17 protein-coding genes and 1 pseudogene are annotated in these 15,977 nt (G+C 70.4%); 9 read left to right on the top strand and 9 right to left on the bottom strand.

Annotated features, from left to right (window positions below):
• Nucleotides 1–115: 115 nt before the first annotated feature.
• The 3 genes from ABZ027_RS41960 to ABZ027_RS41950 form a co-directional block, all read right to left on the bottom strand.
• On the bottom strand, nucleotides 116–1,456 hold the full coding sequence (locus ABZ027_RS41960; RefSeq protein ID WP_356778162.1) for a sugar ABC transporter substrate-binding protein: 1,341 nt from the start codon (nucleotides 1,454–1,456) through the stop codon (nucleotides 116–118).
• Nucleotides 1,457–1,545: 89 nt separating this feature from the next.
• On the bottom strand, nucleotides 1,546–2,493 hold the full coding sequence (locus ABZ027_RS41955) for a carbohydrate ABC transporter permease (RefSeq protein ID WP_356778160.1): 948 nt from the start codon (nucleotides 2,491–2,493) through the stop codon (nucleotides 1,546–1,548).
• Nucleotides 2,494–2,497: 4 nt separating this feature from the next.
• Complete coding sequence (locus ABZ027_RS41950; RefSeq protein ID WP_356778158.1) at nucleotides 2,498–3,424, bottom strand: sugar ABC transporter permease; 927 nt, start codon at nucleotides 3,422–3,424, stop codon at nucleotides 2,498–2,500.
• A 300-nt stretch (nucleotides 3,425–3,724) separates the two neighbouring features.
• On the opposite strand from ABZ027_RS41950, the gene ABZ027_RS41945 reads away from it, so the two are divergent.
• Nucleotides 3,725–4,792: a LacI family DNA-binding transcriptional regulator gene (locus ABZ027_RS41945; protein WP_356778156.1), complete on the top strand. Its 1,068-nt coding sequence runs from the start codon at nucleotides 3,725–3,727 to the stop codon at nucleotides 4,790–4,792.
• Between the two features lie 100 nt (nucleotides 4,793–4,892).
• Here the strand turns inward: ABZ027_RS41945 and ABZ027_RS41940 are convergent, their stop codons facing one another.
• The 5 genes from ABZ027_RS41940 to ABZ027_RS41920 form a co-directional block, all read right to left on the bottom strand.
• Nucleotides 4,893–5,063: a hypothetical protein gene (locus ABZ027_RS41940; RefSeq protein WP_356778154.1), complete on the bottom strand. Its 171-nt coding sequence runs from the start codon at nucleotides 5,061–5,063 to the stop codon at nucleotides 4,893–4,895.
• Nucleotides 5,064–5,214: 151 nt separating this feature from the next.
• Complete coding sequence (locus ABZ027_RS41935; protein ID WP_356778152.1) at nucleotides 5,215–5,988, bottom strand: metallophosphoesterase; 774 nt, start codon at nucleotides 5,986–5,988, stop codon at nucleotides 5,215–5,217.
• Complete coding sequence (locus tag ABZ027_RS41930; RefSeq protein WP_356778150.1) at nucleotides 5,985–6,275, bottom strand: hypothetical protein; 291 nt, start codon at nucleotides 6,273–6,275, stop codon at nucleotides 5,985–5,987. Before ABZ027_RS41930 ends, ABZ027_RS41935 begins: the two co-directional genes overlap by 4 nt.
• Complete coding sequence (locus ABZ027_RS41925) at nucleotides 6,272–6,964, bottom strand: hypothetical protein (RefSeq protein WP_356778148.1); 693 nt, start codon at nucleotides 6,962–6,964, stop codon at nucleotides 6,272–6,274. The genes ABZ027_RS41930 and ABZ027_RS41925 overlap by 4 nt, the downstream gene beginning before the upstream one ends.
• A gap of 292 nt (nucleotides 6,965–7,256) precedes the next feature.
• The gene (locus tag ABZ027_RS41920; RefSeq protein WP_356778146.1) at nucleotides 7,257–7,790 is read right to left on the bottom strand and encodes a DoxX family protein; all 534 of its coding nucleotides are present in this window, start codon (nucleotides 7,788–7,790) and stop codon (nucleotides 7,257–7,259) included.
• A gap of 350 nt (nucleotides 7,791–8,140) precedes the next feature.
• On the opposite strand from ABZ027_RS41920, the gene ABZ027_RS41915 reads away from it, so the two are divergent.
• Nucleotides 8,141–9,772, top strand: a complete 1,632-nt coding sequence (locus ABZ027_RS41915) for an IS200/IS605 family accessory protein TnpB-related protein (protein ID WP_356778144.1) — start codon at nucleotides 8,141–8,143, stop codon at nucleotides 9,770–9,772.
• Here ABZ027_RS41915 and ABZ027_RS41910 read toward each other — a convergent pair.
• Entirely contained in the window at nucleotides 9,769–10,311 is a 543-nt protein-coding gene (locus ABZ027_RS41910; RefSeq protein ID WP_356778142.1) for a hypothetical protein, read from the bottom strand. The genes ABZ027_RS41915 and ABZ027_RS41910 overlap by 4 nt on opposite strands.
• Before the next feature lie 190 nt (nucleotides 10,312–10,501).
• Between ABZ027_RS41910 and ABZ027_RS41905 the strand changes: the two are divergent.
• The 7 genes and pseudogenes from ABZ027_RS41905 to ABZ027_RS41875 form a co-directional block, all read left to right on the top strand.
• Nucleotides 10,502–10,609, top strand: a pseudogene (locus ABZ027_RS41905) (LPXTG cell wall anchor domain-containing protein); the annotation flags it as partial.
• Between the two features lie 133 nt (nucleotides 10,610–10,742).
• The gene (locus tag ABZ027_RS41900) at nucleotides 10,743–11,576 is read left to right on the top strand and encodes a lysozyme (protein ID WP_356778140.1); all 834 of its coding nucleotides are present in this window, start codon (nucleotides 10,743–10,745) and stop codon (nucleotides 11,574–11,576) included.
• Entirely contained in the window at nucleotides 11,569–11,856 is a 288-nt protein-coding gene (locus ABZ027_RS41895) for a hypothetical protein (protein WP_356778138.1), read from the top strand. The genes ABZ027_RS41900 and ABZ027_RS41895 overlap by 8 nt, the downstream gene beginning before the upstream one ends.
• A 166-nt stretch (nucleotides 11,857–12,022) precedes the next feature.
• Entirely contained in the window at nucleotides 12,023–12,661 is a 639-nt protein-coding gene (locus tag ABZ027_RS41890) for a class I SAM-dependent methyltransferase (protein ID WP_356778136.1), read from the top strand.
• Nucleotides 12,662–12,792: 131 nt separating this feature from the next.
• The gene (locus ABZ027_RS41885) at nucleotides 12,793–13,674 is read left to right on the top strand and encodes a YegS/Rv2252/BmrU family lipid kinase (protein WP_356778134.1); all 882 of its coding nucleotides are present in this window, start codon (nucleotides 12,793–12,795) and stop codon (nucleotides 13,672–13,674) included.
• A 146-nt stretch (nucleotides 13,675–13,820) separates the two neighbouring features.
• Nucleotides 13,821–13,994, top strand: coding sequence for a CsbD family protein (locus ABZ027_RS41880; protein ID WP_356778132.1), 174 nt, complete (start codon nucleotides 13,821–13,823; stop codon nucleotides 13,992–13,994).
• Nucleotides 13,995–14,170: 176 nt separating this feature from the next.
• Nucleotides 14,171–15,892 (top strand): hypothetical protein, encoded by a 1,722-nt coding sequence (locus ABZ027_RS41875; RefSeq protein ID WP_356778130.1) that lies wholly within the window; start codon nucleotides 14,171–14,173, stop codon nucleotides 15,890–15,892.
• Nucleotides 15,893–15,977 lie beyond the last annotated feature (85 nt).

Raw genomic sequence — 15,977 nt, 5'->3', positions numbered from 1 at the left:
CCACGGGAGATTGAGGGGTACGACGGTATCGCCCGCTAGGTGAGCGATTCCAAGGGCGCGGGGACGGGATCCGGCCGGAACAGATCGAGGTCGCCCGACGCTTACTGCTTCCCGACTACTTCTCGACGGTGAAGCCCTGCTCGTTGCCGTACTTGACCGAGGCGTCCTGCCAGGTCTTCAGGCCGTTGTTCAGCTTGGTGCCGGAGACGTAGGCCTTGCCGACGGTGTCGTTGAAGATGGAGTTCGCGTACACCTGGTACGGCAGGTAGGACCAGTCGTCGGCGACGTTCGCGGCCGACTCGGCGAAGACCTTGTTGGCCTCCTGCCCGCCGAAGTACGGGAACTTGGTGTCCTGGAACGCCTTGTCGTTCAGGTCCGCGGTGGTCGCCGGGAAGGCGCCCCCCTTGATGCGGGCCTGCACACCCTTGCCCGCGTTGGCGTATTCGACGAAGGCGTAGGCGAGCGCCTCGTTCTTGCCCGCCTCGGGCAGGACCAGCGAGCTGCCGCCGTTCTCGGCGCTCGCCTTGTCACCCGCGGTCCACTGGGGCAGCGGCGCGGCGCGCCAGTCGCCGGAGGCGTTCTTCACGCCGGAGGTGAAGTTGGCAGGCATCCAGGCGCCGGTGGCGAGGGTGGCTATGGTGCCGTCACCCAGGCCCTTGTACCAGGCGTCGGTCCAGCCGGGGATGGGCGCGACCAGCTTGTCGTCCAGCAGCTTCTGCCAGGTGCTGGTGTACTTCGCGGCACCCGCGTCCGAGAAGTCGATCTTCACCTTGGTGCCGTCGACCTTGTACGGGCGCGAACCGGCCTGCCACAGAAGGCTGGTGGTCATGCCCGGGTCACCCATGTCGCTGGTGATGTAGGCCTTGGGGTTGGCCTTGTGCAGCTTGCGCGCCGCCTCGACGTACTGGTCCCAGGTGGTCGGTACCGCGATCTTGTACTTGTCGAAGACCTTCTTGTTGTAGAACAGCGCCATCGGGCCCGAGTCCATCGGCAGGCCGTAGATGCCGCCGCCGGACTGCACGGCGTTCCACGGGCCGGGGGAGTAGTCGTTGGCGAGCTTGTCCGCGCCGAAGCCCTTCAGATCGGTGAGCTCCTTCGTCAGCGCGTACTGGCCGAGCGCGTAGTACTCGATCTGCGCGACGTCGGGAACGCCCTTCTTCGCCGAGATGGCGTTCGACAGGGCGGTGTACGCCTCGGCGCCGGTACCCGGGTTGACAAGATTGATCTTGACCTTGGGGTTCGCCTTCTCGAAGTCGGTGACGACCTGCTTGAGGGTGGGCTCCCAGGCCCAGACGGTGACGGTGCCGCCCTTCTTCAGAGCCGCGTCGATGTCCGACTGGGACACCGCCTTCGGGCCGGAGTCCCCGTCGTCGGAGCCACCGCAGGCGGTCGCGCCCAGAGCGAGGCTGGACAGGAGGGCGATGCCGCGCAGCAGGCGGCCGGTCTTTCCGCGCATGGAAATGCTTCCACTTCTTCGTGGGTGGGACAGGGTGAGGGGGGTTCGGGACAACGTGGGGCTATGGGGCGGCGGGACGACCGTGGCGGTCACTCCTTGACGCTTCCTGCGGCGAGTCCGGACTGCCAGTACTTCTGCAGCAGCAGGAACGCGGCGATCAGCGGCACGATGGTGAGCACCGAGCCGGTGATCACGAGGTTGAAGACGGGCTGGCCGCCGGCCGTCGCGGCCTGCGCGTTCCAGGCGTTCAGGCCCAGCGTCAGGGGATACCAGTCCGGATCCTTGAGCATGATCAGCGGCAGGAAGTAGTTGTTCCAGGTGGCGACCGTCGTGAACAGCAGGACGGTCACGATGCCGGGCGCCAGCAGCGGCAGACTGATCGTGAAGAAGGTCCGCACCTCGCCGGCGCCGTCCATCCGGGCGGCCTCGAGGAGTTCGGTGGGGATGGCCTCGGTGGCGAAGACCCACATCAGGTAGAGCCCGAACGGCGAGATGAGCGAGGGGATGATCACCGCCCACGGGGTGTTCGTCAGACCCATCTTGCTGAACATCAGGAAGGTCGGCACCGCGAGCGCGGTGCCCGGCACGGCGACCGCGCCGATGACGACCGCGAACACGGCGTTCCGGCCGGGGAACTTGAACTTGGCCAGGGCGTAACCGCCCAGGATGGCCAGGAAGGTGGCGCCGCCGGCCCCGAGCACCACGTACAACAGGGTGTTGAGCAGCCAGCGGGTGAAGACGCCGTCGTCGTAGGTGAACGTTTCCTTGACGTTGTCCCACAGGGCGAAGTGGCCGTTGTCGAACCAGAGCCCGAACGAACTGGCCAGGCCCTCCTGGGTCTTGGTGGCGCTGATGAGCAGCCAGGCCAGGGGGACCAGGGTGTAGAGCAGGACCAGTCCGGTCAGCAGGGTCAGCAGCACACTGCGCCGAGGACGGCCGGGGGTGTGCTTCTTGCGTGACGTGCGCAGCCGGGTCACGGGCCTCGAGGTGTCGGCCGCGGGCCGCGGCCGGGAGGCGGTGGAGGCAGGGCTGGTCATCGGGTCACGCTCCCTTGCGCATGCCGCGCAGCTGGACGACATAGGCGATGACCATGGTGATCAGCCCCATGATGATGGCGACCGCCGCGGAGTAGTTGTGCTGCTGCCCGTTGAACGACAGCGCGTACGTGTAGAAGTTCGGCGTGTAGTCGGTGGTGATGGTGTTCTTCGCGAGGTTGCGCAGGATGCTCGGCTCGTTGAACAGCTGGAAGCTGCCGATGATCGAGAAGATGGTCGCGATGACCAGGGCTCCGCGGATCGCCGGGAGCTTGATCGCCGTGATGACGCGGAACTGCCCGGCACCGTCGATCTCCGCCGCCTCGTACAGGGAGCTCGGAATCACCCTCAGCGCCGAGTAGAAGATCAGCATGTTGTAACCCATGAACTCCCAGGTCACGATGTTGCCGATCGAGGCCAGTACCCAGTCCGCGGAGAGCGGGTCGGGGATCGAGGTGCCCAGGGCGTCGTTGAGGTCGCCGATCAGACCGAACTGGTTGCCGTACATGAAGCCCCACATCAGGGTGGCGACGACGGCGGGCACCGCGTACGGCAGGAAGATCGAGATACGGAAGAAGTTCTTGCCGTAGAGCCGTCCGCTGTCCAGCGCCAGGGCCACCAGCAGCGCGATGCCGAGCATGATCGGGACCTGCACGCACAGGAAGAGCGCGACGCGGGCGAGCGACTGCCAGAACTGGTCGTCCTGCAGGGCCTGCGTGTAGTTGTCCAGGCCGACGAAGCTGTTTCCGCCGATGAGCTGGTTGCGGTAGAGGCTCAGGTAGATCGAGTAGGCGATCGGGGCCAGGAAGACCAGCGCGAACACGGCTACGAAGGGACCGATGAAACCCCATCCCGTCCAGGAGCGGCGGTCCCTCTTCGCCGGAGGTGGTGCCGACCGCGGTTCTGCGGCCGCCGGCGGTTGCAGCGTCGTCATGTCGTTCCTCGCTCGTTCACGTCCTGGAGCCCGGTGGTGCGGCCGGGACATCCGTCGCCGGTGGCGCTCCCACCGCGATGTTTACGCAAACATCGGCCATCACGAGGATGCGGTGTGCTGTTATGTTTACGTAAACATCCGATGGCGGCATGTCTACACTGCCCCGTTGACGGGGGTCAAGGTTCCCTGGTGAAACGGTGTTGTGAGCAGCGGTGGAGAGGTGGCGGACGGCGAGTGGACACGGCTGACAGAAACCCGGCGGAGGGGCCCGGGCCACATGCGGCCGACGGGCCCGTGGACATGACCGGCGACGGTCCCAGGCGCGCCCCCGGCCGCACCCGGGGCGGCGGGCGGGCCAGCGCTTCCATGGCGGACGTGGCCCGGCTGGCGGGTGTCTCGTCGCAGACCGTGTCCCGGGTGTCCAACGGCTACGCGGGAGTGAACGAGGAGACCCGCGGGCAGGTCCTCGCCGCGATGAAGGAACTCGGCTACCGGCCCAACAGCGCGGCCCGAGCCCTCAAACGCGGTGAGTTCCGCACCATCGGCGTCATCACCTTCTCGCTGTCCACCACCGGCAACGTGCGCACTCTGGAGGCGATCGCCAACTCCGCGGCGCACCAGGGGTACGCGGTGACGCTCCTCCCGGTCGCCGTCCCCACCGAGGACGAGGTACGGGGTGCCTTCAGCCGGCTGGAGGAGCTCGCCGTCGACGCGGTGATCGTGATCATGGAGGTCCATCTGCTGGACGCGGCGACCGTCACGCTGCCGCCGCACGTCCAGGTCGTCGTGGCGGACTCCGACGCCGGCGACCGCTACACGGTGGTCGACACCGATCAGGCCGGCGGCAGCCGAGCGGCCGTACGCCATCTCCTGGACCTCGGGCACCGGACCGTATGGCATCTGGGCGGTCCCGAGGGCTCGTTCGCCGCCCAGCGGCGCGCCGACGCCTGGCGGGCGGCCCTCGCCGAGGCCGGACGCAGCGCGCCGCCGCTGGTGCGGGGCGACTGGTCGGCGGCGTCCGGCTACGAGGTCGGACTCGGCCTGGCCGCGCGCGAGGAGTGCACCGCCGTCTTCGCGGCCAACGACCAGATGGCCCTCGGACTGCTGCGCGCCCTCCACGAACGCGGGCGGCGGGTGCCCGAGGACGTCAGTGTGATCGGCTTCGACGACATCGCCGAGGCGAGTTCGTTCCTGCCGCCGCTGACCACCCTCCACCAGGACTTCGCCGAGGTGGGCCGCCTCTGTGTGGAGGCGGTGCTGCGGAAGATGCGCCAGGACGGGCCGGAGCGGGGTACGACGCTGGTGCCGACGCGGCTGGTGCAGCGGGCGAGCACGGCGCCGCCGCCGGGCCACCCCGGGGCGCGCTGACGCCGCGGAGGGCGCGGGTTCTCGTCCCGGACGTCAGGGTCGGGGCCGGCGACCGCCCAGCCGTCCGTCGCGGAGGTGCCGAAGGGGGCATCTCGACCTCTCAGATGAGGTCCCGCAGCGCCTCCACCGCCGCGACGCGCTCGGCGACGCCGTCCGCCAAGGCGCCCACCCTCAGCGTGGTCACCCCGCAGGCGGCGAACTCGGCGACCCGTTCGGCCACATAGCCCCTCGGCCCGATCAACGACGTCGCCCGCCCCAGCTCGTCGGGCATCGCGGCCTCGGCTTCCCGTCTGTGACCGGGCAGGTGGCGCAAGACGGCGACGGCTGCCGCGATGTCGCGGGACCCCGGCGGAACCGCCGACCCCAGGCTTCTGCGCCCCGGTGCGCGGGCGGCCGGGCCGGGCGGCCGGGCCGGGCGGCCGTCAACCGACCGTGGGTGCCTGGTCACGCGCCGGGACCGCTGCGCCGTCAGAGGTGGTGTGCAGCTGGTACACGTTGAACGCCCGCTGGATGACCGGCTGCGCCACGTTCCGCACCCGTACGCCGCCCGCCGTCATCCCGTGCTCGGTGCCCGCGTGGGCGTGGCCGTGGACGGCGAGGTCGGCGCCGGCCGTGTCGATCGCCTCGGCCAGCAGGTAACTGCCGAGGAACGGAAAGATCTCCGGGGGCTCCCCGGCGAGTGTGTCGGCGACGGGGGAGAAGTGGGTGAGCGCCACCCGCACCTCGCACTCCTGTTCCCCGAGCTCCTCCAGGGCGCCGCGCAGACTGTCGGCGCTGCGCCGGGTGGTGCGGACGAACTCCTTCATCAGCGGCTCACCGAACTCCCCGGCGCAGCGCCCCACGAACCCGCCCCCGAAGCCCTTCGTCCCGGCGATCCCCACACGCGCCGGGCCGCACTCCACGACCGTGCCCTCGCCCTCCAGCACCCGCACGCCGGCCTCCTGGAGGATGCCCATGACCTTCTCGGGCTGCTCGTCGTGGTGGTCGTGGTTGCCGAGGACGGCGACGACCGGGACCGGCAGTCCCCGTACCTCCTGGGCCACCACCCGCGCCTCCTCCGCGGTGCCGTGCCGGGTGAGGTCCCCGGCCAGCAGCAGCAGGTCGGCGCAGTCGGGCAGGGTCTCGAAGGCGGGACGCAGCAGACCCTGGGTGTCGGGCCCCATGTGGATGTCCCCCACGGCGGCGACGCGGATCATGACAGTTCCTCCGCATGGTCGGGGGAGGCGGCCTCGGCCACCACGACGTCCGTGTGCACGGCGAGCCCGGCCAGCTCCTCGTGGACGGTCCGCAGCAGCGTCTCGCGGCACTGCGCGGAGGGCACCGTGCCGGTGACCACGACCGACCCGGCCCGCACCTCCGCCCGTACGCCCAGCTCGCCGAGTTCCTCGGCGGCGAGACGGTCGTGCAGGTGGGCGACCCGGTATTCGACGTTCTCGGCGCTCCCGCCCGGGTCGCCGGGGCGGGATGCGGCGGGCTCGCTCATCGCTGCTCCTTCTTCGGCCCGGGTTCGATGACCTCCAGCCGTTCCAGGAAGTAGAAGAACGCGTCGGGCATCGGGGCGTCGCCGCACGCCTCGCGGACCACGTCCCATTCGACCTTCTCGCGCAGGGTGCGGGCGATCGGGAGGACCGCCCCGAAGTCGCAGTGGTGCTCGGAGAAGGCGGCCAGCAGACTGTGCACCAGGTCGGTCGGCGACAGCACCGGCATGAAGACCGAGTCCACCGACAACTCCTGCGTCCGCTCCAGCAGCTCCGTGGTGACCGGCTGATGCGCCAACTCGAAGATCAGGTCCACCTGCTGGCCCAGGCAGTCGGCCTTCAGCAGCCAGTCCTCCGGCGGGGTGAACACCTGGAGCCCGGACTCGCGCAGGCTCTCGGCGACGGCCTGGGCGTCCTCGGGCCGGATGGCGAAGTCGACGTCGTGCTGCAGGTTCTGGGCGCCGCCGTGAGCGTACACGGCGACACTCCCCGCCAGCGCGAACGGATGACCCTTCCGTTTCAGGATCGTGCCGACCTGTTTGGCGGCCTGCAGGATCGCCTGGTTGCGGTCCAGGGGCAGATCGCCCGTGAGCACCCTGTTCTGAGGGACGAGCTCGGGATCCCCTGTCGCCAGCCGCAGCTCGGCGACGCCGGCGCGCTGGTCGAGAGCGTTGTCGTCGGCGTGCGGCGCCATCGCTGCCCCCTTTCCTGGTCGTCCTGGTGCCCGGCCCCGCTCCGGGGGGCCGCAGGCGAGGACCGTGACGGCGAGCCCCGGGTACCCGGGGCGCCGTCTTCGACACGAGCCCGTGTGCGGGATACCGGGGCCGGCCTCTCGGCACGCCGTGCGCGGGATACCGGAGCCGGCCTCTCGGCACGCCGTGGCGGGTGTCGCGGGCCGGTGAACCCTTTCCGGTCGTAGCAGCACAAGCGTGCGGGGCGCGGCCATCCGGTCGCGCCCCGCGGGTGCCGGCTCCCGCGCCGGTGGATCAGACGGGCAGTTTGGCGCGCACCCGCCCGGCCGCGGCGGCGGGCCCCGTCGTGGCGCGGAGCGAGCGGCGCACCAGGTGGGCCTCACGGCGCAGGTCGTGGGCGGAGTGACGGCCCCGCCACCACAGGGAGGGCCGGCCGGCCGTGTCGTCGGCCGCGATCAGCAGACCGCCGAGCATCGAGAGGTTCTTCAGGAAGTGGATGCGCTGCTGGGCGCGCTCCTCGGGATCCTCCGTCTCCCAGAAGCGGTGGCCCGCCAGCGTGGTGGGCACGAGCGTGGCGGCGATGGCCAGGGCCGCCGGCCGGGGGACACGTCCCATGCCGAGCAGGACGCCCGCCACCACCTGAACGGCACCGCTGAGCCGTACCGCCTGGTCCGTGCGGTCGGGCAGAGCGGAGACACGTTCGGTGAGAGGGCGTACGACGGGCTCGGCGGCCTCGGCCACCTCCTTGGGGTCGCGAACGGAGTTCAGACCGCCGGCGACGAACATGGAAGCGAGCAGGGGGCGGCCGGCCAGGCGTAGGAGACTCATGAGCCCTCCTCGGAGATTCGGAAAACAAGGACAGACGGGTATGGGGCCCGGGTTCCCCACCCCGGCAGCGCTCATTCGACGCACCGCCCGCCGTCGACCGAACCTCGCCGCGCCGATCATCCGCCGTCGGGAGGAACGGGCCGCTGGGTGTCCTCCCCGGAGGGGTTGTGAACTGCTGGCGCTGGGTGAGCGCGAGCATGTATGAGTGAGCAGGGGTGAGTGTTGGCGGCCTGCTGGGGGTCGTCATCGGCTGGGGAATGGGGGTTCGTGTGTCGAATGCGTGACCTCATGGGGGTGTGGCTCGTTGGGTGTGGTGATCGGGTTTTCGGCAGCGTGGCAGGGGGTGTGGGGTGGGCGGGCTGCGTCAGGTGGCGGCGTCGTTCGTGGTGCCCGGCCCTGCGGGGGTGGCGATCCGGGACCGGCTGCGGGTGTCGCAGGTGGATGCGGCGGTTCTGTGTGAGGTGGGGCTTTTCCTCGGTTCGCTGGCCTTGGGGGATCTCGCCCTACGGTCCCGGCAGGGGTTGGACCATGATGCGGCGTCGTGGGCGGTGCGCAAGCGGGAGCTGACGGGGTGTTCGTCGGCGCGGTGGGCAGGGAGCATCACCAGGGCCACGCATGATCAGTGGGCGCTGGCGCGGCGCGGTCAGCTGGCGGAGATGGTGTGGCTGCGCGGGCAGATCACGCAGATCGAGGCGCGGCTGGCCCGTCCGCTGGGTGCCAAGGCGAACAAACGTGAGGGCCTGCATCGTGGTTATGGGTCGCGGGCCCAGTGGCATGCCAAGTCCCGCCGCCTGCACGCGCTGAAGGTCCGGCTGGCTGGGGTGGAGGCGGACTGGACGGAGGGCCGAGTGCATGTCGTGCGCGGCGGCAAACGCCTCGCGCATCTGCGCCACCACCTGGACGGGGCCGGGTTGGACGTGAACGAGTGGCGTCGGCGGTGGCAGGCGGCGCGGATGTTCCTGTCCGCGGACGGGGAGTCCGGCAAGCGCTTCGGCAACGAAACCATCCGCGTCACCGACACCGGACAGCTCTCGATCAAACTCCCCGCTGCCCTGGCGCACCTGGCGAACACACCGCACGGCCGGTACGTCCTGGACGCGCGCGTGGCGTTCCAGCACCGCGGGCAGGAGTGGCTGGACCGGATCACGAATGATCGGGCGGTGGCCTACCGCATCCACCACGACCCCGCCCGGGACCGCTGGTATGTGACCGCTTCCTGGCAACGCGCCCCCATCCCCGTCCTGCCCCTGGAGGCGGCCCTGGCCCGGGGCGTGGTCGCCGTCGATATGAACGACGACCATCTCGCCGCCTGGCATCTGGATGTGCATGGCAACCCGGTCGGCGAACCACGACGCTTCTTCTACGACCTGTCCGGGACCACAGCGCATCGGGACGCGCAGATCCGGCACGCCCTGACCCGCCTGCTGCACCACGCCCGGCGTTGTGGAGTCGCGGCGATCGCGATCGAGGACCTCGACTTCACCGAGGGCGCGAGCCGGGAGAAGCACGGCCGCAACAAGCGTTTCCGCCGGCTGCTCTCCCGCTTTCCCACCGCGAAGCTGAAGGCGCGGCTGGTGTCGATGGCTGCCGAGCAGGACCTCGCCATCGTCGCGGTGGACCCGGCCTACACATCCCGGTGGGGTGTCCAGCACTGGCAGAAGCCCCTCACCTCAAGGAACAGAAAGATCACCCGCCACGACGCAGCCGCCGTGGCGATCGGCAGGCGCGCCCTGGGGCACCCGATCCGGCGTCGGACGGCACCGCCCCCACACGACCAGAGTGATCGTGTGGGGCATCGGACCGTTCAGGCCCGACCAGGCACCCCGGGGCGTGAGGAACCCCGCCCCCGCACTCCCGGACCACGGACACGATCCGTGCCGCCGGACGCGGAGCGAACGCGGGCGACCAGGACACCCAAAACCGTTCGGGATGTCCGCAGTCACCAGGAATGGGTCCAAGACTCACTCCTGCTCACTGATTAGGAACGGTACTCCTCCGCGAGCTCCCGGACACCGAGGTCCGTGGAGGCGAGGGCGGCGCGTCGCCACCGTGCCGTGAGCGGGGCGTCCCCGAGGTCGTCCAGGAGCATCACGAGGGCGCGCATCGCGAGGACGTCGGTCACCTTGTCGACCAGGGTCCGTTCCACCAACGGGGCCAGATCGTCGTGCACGGCGACCGACCCGGCGAGCGTGCTGAGAACCTCACGGCCCCAGACGCCGGGCTTGTCGACGCTCAGGCAGCACTCGTACACCTCGGGGAGCAGGCCGCGGACCACGTCGGGACGATCCGTGCCCACGTCACGCAGCAGGTCCAGGACCGCCAGGGACCCCCGGCCGGAGCGCAGGGACTCCCGGAGCACGGGGACGACGTCGGATCCGAGGAGCCGCTCCCTGGCCGCCGCGCGGTCCTGTTCCACGTCGCGCAGTCTCTCCTCGGCGACGAACCGGAGGTGATCCGCTTCGAGATAGGCGCGCCACAGGCGTTCCCCGCCGCTCTCGTCACCGCTCCCGAACCAACCCACGGCCCCTCCCGTCTCCGCCGACCGGGAGAGACTAGCCGGGAGGCTCGTCGCTCGTCCTCGCGTGCTCGGTCCATGTGCGGCAGACGACGGATCCAGCTCTGGCCGAACCGACTGATTTGGACCAACTAGGCCATGCGGAAGGCCGGATGACCCGCGCTCTCGTCCCGAGAAGCCAGGACGTTCATGTAGCGGAGGCCTCGCCGAGACCGGGACGCAGCTGTGGCCGGCCGCGGCCGGAGCGGTCCTCCTGGTCTGCGGCTTCCTCCTGCTCCTGCGCACCAGGCGGAACACCGGGTGATTCCAGGCGCGCGACGCCACCGAACGGCCGCCCCCGACAGTCGGCGACATACCCACTGACGGGTGCGGCCGTCCGAGTTCGTTCACTCCCACGGATCAGTCGGCCGAGGCACCGGGGCCCTTCTGCGGGTCAGATGGAGAGCGTGCGAATATCCATCACCGCGGCCCTGAGCCGCTCACGTCTGCTCGTGGCCGCCACTCTGCTCGCCGCCGCGTGCGTCCAACTCGCCCCGGCCGCGGTCTCCGCGGCCCCGGATCCCTCGCCCGTCCGCGGCTCCGCCTTCATGGGCATGGGGGTCGCGGCCCACGACGGCCGCGACGGTCTGCCCCTAGGTACCCGCGCCACCCAGACAGAGGGTGTGGACGTGGCCAGCTACCAGGGCAACGTGTCCTGGCCGACCCTCTGGACCAGCGGAGTGCGCTGGGCCTACGCCAAGGCGACTGAGGGGACGTATTACCGCAACCCCTACTTCAGCCAGCAGTACGGCGGCTCGTACAACCAGGGCATGATCCACGGGGCGTACCACTTCGCGACCCCGGACACCACCGGCGGCGCCACCCAGGCCGACTACTTCGTCGACCACGGCGGCAACTGGTCCCAGGACGACAAGACCCTGCCCGGCGCACTCGACATCGAGTGGAACCCGTACGGCGACGCCTGCTACGGCAAGACACCGAGCGCGATGGTCACCTGGATCCGCAACTTCCTGGACCGGTACAAGGCACGAACCGGCCGGGCCGCCGTGATCTACACGGCCACCACCTGGTGGAGCCAATGCACCGGCAACTACGGCGGATTCGCCGCCAACCCGCTGTGGATCGCCCGCTACGCCTCGACCGCGGGCACCCTGCCGGCCGGCTGGACCAAGTACACGATGTGGCAGTACACCTCCAGCGGGCCGACGGTCGGCGACCACGACAGGTTCAACGGCTCGGCCGACAAGCTGCGGGCGCTCGCCCATGGCTGATCACCCAGCCCCCACCTTCGACGAGGTGGTGGAGAAACAGCGTGCGGCAAACCAGGCACACAACCGGGTCGAAGAGCTGCGGCACTCCCTCGGTCCGCCCACCGAACACAAGTGGACCAAGGAACAGACCGTCACCTACGAGACCGCCTGGCGCGCCTGGCGCGACCTCGACCGTGAAGCCCAGTCCACGCTGGCCGAGTACGCCACGGAACGGGGCCGGTCGCGACAGGAGGTGCAGGCGGACGTGGAGACGACGGTGCGCAGCCGGGACGGCGAATAGCCGGGCGGCACGAGGACGGGGCGGCAGCCCTCGGACGGCACATGAGCCGACCGGGAACTGCCGCCCCGTCCTCGTTGCCGAACCGGCAACTTGTTTTGCCATAGGGGCCGTTACGGCGGAGGCTTCCTGGCGACGACGACCATCAGTGTTCCGCCCAGGAGGCGCCATGACCCACATCCACCCGACACCGGCCGCCGAGTTCTGGGAGGCCCGCTATCAGGGCGGCGACCGCATCTGGAGCGGTCGGCCCAACGCGCTGCTCGTGCGCGAGGTGACGGGCCTGACGCCGGGCACCGCGCTCGACCTGGGGTGCGGCGAGGGAGCGGACGCGGTGTGGCTGGCCTCGCGCGGCTGGCGGGTCACCGGAGCCGACATCTCCCGTACGGCCCTGGAGCGCGCGGCCGGGCACGCCGCCGAGGCCAACGTGGCCGACCGCGTCCGGTGGGAGCGGCACGAGTTGGGCGTGACGTTCCCGGAAGGGTCCTTCGACCTGGTCAGCGCGCAGTTCCTGCAGTCCCCGGTGCCCCTCGACCAGGACCGAGTGCTGCGGCGGGCCGCCGACGCGGTGGCGCCCGGCGGCACACTCCTGATCGTCATGCACGCGGGCTGGCCGTCGTGGCAGGACGAACCGCCCTTCGACGTGGAGTTCCCGACACTGGCGAGCGTGCGGGCGGCGCTCGCGCTCCCGGAGGGGGAGTGGACTTTCACGACCCTGGACACGGTGCGCAAGCCGAGCGTCTCCCCCGAGGGGATCGAAGGCTTCCGCTACGACAACGTGTGGCGGATCCATCGCGCGGGACACTGACGACCGGCGCCGCCCGTCCCCCACCCCGCTCGCCGACACCCCAACCTCGGGTCTCATCCTGATACCCGTCCCGCCGCTTTGCCGTCTGTCCCTCTCGCCCCCCTCTCGCCGTCAGCCCCGGAGGTACCCCGATGCGACAGTTCACCGCCGTCGTCAACCCCACCGCGGGCGGATCCACCGGCGCGGCGGCCCTGCTCGCGGTGGCGCGGCTGCTGCGGGAGGCGGGGGCGGAACTGGAGACCGAGTACAGCCGCAGCCTCGCCCACGCCCACGACATCGCCCGGCAGGCGGGCGAGCGGGGGCGAGTGGTCCTGGCCGTCGGCGGTGACGGCATCACCGGCCGCGTCGGCGGAGCCCTCAGCGGCACCGGTGCGCTGTTCGGGCTTGTTCCGGCCGGCCGGGGCAACGACTTCGCGCGGGCGCTGGGACTGCCCGCCGACCCGGTCGGCCTGGCCCGGGTCCTGCTGCACCACGAGCCACGCCCGGTCGACGCCATCGAGGTCAGCTCGGCCCTCCACGACCGCACAGTGGTGCTCGGCAGTGTGTACGCGGGAGTGGACGCGCTGGCCAACCGGCGCGCCAACCAGGCCAGACTCCTGCGCGGCACCGCCTCCTACTACGCGGGCGGGCTGAGAGCGGTCGCCACCTGGCGGCCGGTGCGCTACCGGGTCACCGTCGACGGGGAAGAACATTCGCACACCGGCTACACGGTCGTGGCCGCCAACTCCGGCTACTACGGGTCGGGGCGCCTCATCGCCCCCGACGCCCGCCTCGACGACGGCCTGCTGGACGTCGTGATGATCCGCGAGGCACCGCGCCTGCTGTTCTTCGCCCTGATGAACGAGCTCAGGTCCGGTGCCCACGTCCACCGCCCCGAGGTACGCGTCCTGCGTGGCCGGGAGATCCGCGTCGAGGCCGACCGCACCGTGCCCTACGGCGCCGACGGCGAGGTCGAGGCCCAGCTGCCGGTGACGGCCAGAGTGCTGCCCGGAGCGCTGCGGGTGTTGTCCTGACCCTGACCGGTAACACGGCACATCACCCTGACCGATAAACACGGCACATCGGAAAGCCGAACGCAATTCTCCGCACGGTTTGGGAATTGCCGAGGCGGCTACCCGAAGCACGACACCGAAGTCGAGATGGCTTGGAGTGAGGCAACGTGACCGGAGACCAGAAGGCCAAGGGTAAGAAGGAACAGGCCAAGGGAAAGGCCAAGGAGGCGATCGGCCGCGCGGTGGGCAATGAGCGGATGGAGGCCGAGGGCCGCGCCGACCAGTCGAAGGGCGACGCACGTCAGGCCAAGGAGAAGGCGAAGGACGTCTTCAAGCACTGAGCTTTGCGAGCACCGCGATGTCGGCAACCGAACATCAGGAAGCCAGCGGCGGGATCCGCGCTCATCGGGCGGGTCCCGCCCTTTGTGTGTAATCCGGTGACAAAGAGCGATCGGATGAGCTGAATTCCTGTGAGCACCGCCTGAGCGGGCCACGGCCCCGGCCCTACCGTCCCGCTATGAAGACGAGTCGCAGCAGAGAAAGAACGTGGCGACGTGCCGCGCTGGCGGTACTGCTGACCGCGGGAACGCTGACAGCCGTCGCTCCCGGGGCCCACGCGCAGGCCGCGCGGACCGAGTCGCCGGTGACGACCTCGGCGCCGGCGGACGGCGTGGTCGAGTCGGTGGTACGGGTCAAGGTGCCGCTTCCGGCGTCCTTCGGGGCGCGACCGGCGGCGTGCGACTGGCTGTCGTACCTGCGCTACCGCTCCTTGGCCGGACCGGCCGCCTCCGCCGACGCCGACCGGGTCCTCCTCGCCCAGCCGGGCATCCTGGAAGGCGCCGGAGCGTTCGACAGCGTCGCCCGCAACACCGTGGCACGCGCCGCCGAGCAGGGCAGCCACATCGAGTTCTGGGCCCTGGACCGGCGCTCCAACTGCCTGGAGGACCGCACCGGCATCGCCTCCGGCGACCAGCACACCTCCGTCGACTACTACTACCGCGGCAAACAGGTCGCCGGCCGCACCTTCGACGGCTACGTCGGCAACGACCGCCTCGGCTGGATGGCGAAGCTCGGCATCGCACAGACCGTCCGTGACGAGTACGACCTGCTGGCCGCCGAACTCCCCGACCAGGAAGTACGCAGGAACAAGGTGCTGTGCGGCGGGCACTCGCTGGGCGGAGTGATCACCGGGTACTTCGCGACCGCCGACTTCGACGGCGACCGGACCACCACCGCCGACGCCGGACACAACCAGTGCGCCGGCTACTTCGCCCTCGACACCACCGTCTCCACCTCCCTCGGCGACCTCAGCGGCAGCATCCCCGACGACACCAACCTGCCCGACATCGGCCTCGGCTACGGCGTGGTGCAGGCCGGCCTGGACAGCGGGGTGCTCTCCCGCACCCTGTCCGCGCCGGTCCTGCTCAACCCCGAGACCATGACCCTGCTCGCCATCGCGGGACTCGGCGCGGTCGACGCCCCCGACGGTGAGGCCGACCTGCCCCGCTATCTGCCAGCCAACGTCAACATCGAGGCCACCAACCGCTTCCTGTTCTCCAAGGACACCGCCACCTTCCTCAGCGGCACGCCCGCAGTGAAGGACTTCAGGCTCACCAACGCGGCCGTCCTGGGAGCGCTGATGGACGACAACTCCGTCCCCCTGGCGTTCCTGCAGAGCAGCGTCGGACTTTTCGACGGCGGGCCGGTCGCCGACAAGAACTTCCCCGTCGCCAACGGCGGCGACGCACAACCTGCCCTGTTCGGTACCGAGTACAAGGCCATCCCCGACCGGCCGCACGGCCCGCTGTACACCTGGCGGAACTACGACCGGATAGGCGACCCCGACGACCCCGGACACCGGTCGGCGGACGGCACCCCCTTCACCGGCGCGGGCAAGGAGGTCACCGACATCCGGGAGCTGGCCCGCAGTCTCGCGCAGCAGCCGCTGGACTTCACCGAGCAGTACTTCCCGACCAAACTGGTCACCGACCTCCAACTGTCGACCTCGCCGCAGGTGAAGGGACTGGTCGTGCATCCCGAGGGGCTCACCGCCAACCCGACGCTCACCGTGCTCGCGGGCGACGGGCTGCTGGCGGGCCGGGTCCCGGCCGACCTGCACCCGGTGATCGCCGACGGCTACCAGCACCTCGACGTGCTGACCGCGGCGCCCGTCCAGAACAACGGACAGCCCGAGCCCACCTCCACCAACCTCGCACGGTTCGCGCGCTCACCCCGATAGGAGACCGCACGCACCGGGGCCCGGGAGGTGATCACCTCCCCGGCCCCGGTGCGGGCGGCGCGGTACCAACCGGACCGGCACAGAC

Source organism: Streptomyces sp. NPDC006332 (assembly GCF_040612855.1).
Taxonomy (GTDB): Bacteria; Actinomycetota; Actinomycetes; order Streptomycetales; family Streptomycetaceae; genus Streptomyces.
This window is presented reverse-complemented; position numbering and strand designations above follow the sequence as displayed.

Excerpts from the sequence above, each read along its gene's own strand:
- ABZ027_RS41960 (WP_356778162.1), bottom strand. The coding sequence starts at position 1,456 with ATGCGCGGAAAGACCGGCCGCCTGCTGCGCGGCATCGCCCTCCTGTCC.
- ABZ027_RS41955 (WP_356778160.1), bottom strand. The coding sequence starts at position 2,493 with ATGACCAGCCCTGCCTCCACCGCCTCCCGGCCGCGGCCCGCGGCCGAC.
- ABZ027_RS41950 (WP_356778158.1), bottom strand. The coding sequence starts at position 3,424 with ATGACGACGCTGCAACCGCCGGCGGCCGCAGAACCGCGGTCGGCACCA.
- ABZ027_RS41945 (WP_356778156.1), top strand. The coding sequence starts at position 3,725 with ATGACCGGCGACGGTCCCAGGCGCGCCCCCGGCCGCACCCGGGGCGGC.
- ABZ027_RS41940 (WP_356778154.1), bottom strand. The coding sequence starts at position 5,063 with ATGCCCGACGAGCTGGGGCGGGCGACGTCGTTGATCGGGCCGAGGGGC.
- ABZ027_RS41935 (WP_356778152.1), bottom strand. The coding sequence starts at position 5,988 with ATGATCCGCGTCGCCGCCGTGGGGGACATCCACATGGGGCCCGACACC.
- ABZ027_RS41930 (WP_356778150.1), bottom strand. The coding sequence starts at position 6,275 with ATGAGCGAGCCCGCCGCATCCCGCCCCGGCGACCCGGGCGGGAGCGCC.
- ABZ027_RS41925 (WP_356778148.1), bottom strand. The coding sequence starts at position 6,964 with ATGGCGCCGCACGCCGACGACAACGCTCTCGACCAGCGCGCCGGCGTC.
- ABZ027_RS41920 (WP_356778146.1), bottom strand. The coding sequence starts at position 7,790 with ATGAGTCTCCTACGCCTGGCCGGCCGCCCCCTGCTCGCTTCCATGTTC.
- ABZ027_RS41900 (WP_356778140.1), top strand. The coding sequence starts at position 10,743 with ATGGAGAGCGTGCGAATATCCATCACCGCGGCCCTGAGCCGCTCACGT.
- ABZ027_RS41895 (WP_356778138.1), top strand. The coding sequence starts at position 11,569 with ATGGCTGATCACCCAGCCCCCACCTTCGACGAGGTGGTGGAGAAACAG.
- ABZ027_RS41890 (WP_356778136.1), top strand. The coding sequence starts at position 12,023 with ATGACCCACATCCACCCGACACCGGCCGCCGAGTTCTGGGAGGCCCGC.
- ABZ027_RS41885 (WP_356778134.1), top strand. The coding sequence starts at position 12,793 with ATGCGACAGTTCACCGCCGTCGTCAACCCCACCGCGGGCGGATCCACC.
- ABZ027_RS41875 (WP_356778130.1), top strand. The coding sequence starts at position 14,171 with ATGAAGACGAGTCGCAGCAGAGAAAGAACGTGGCGACGTGCCGCGCTG.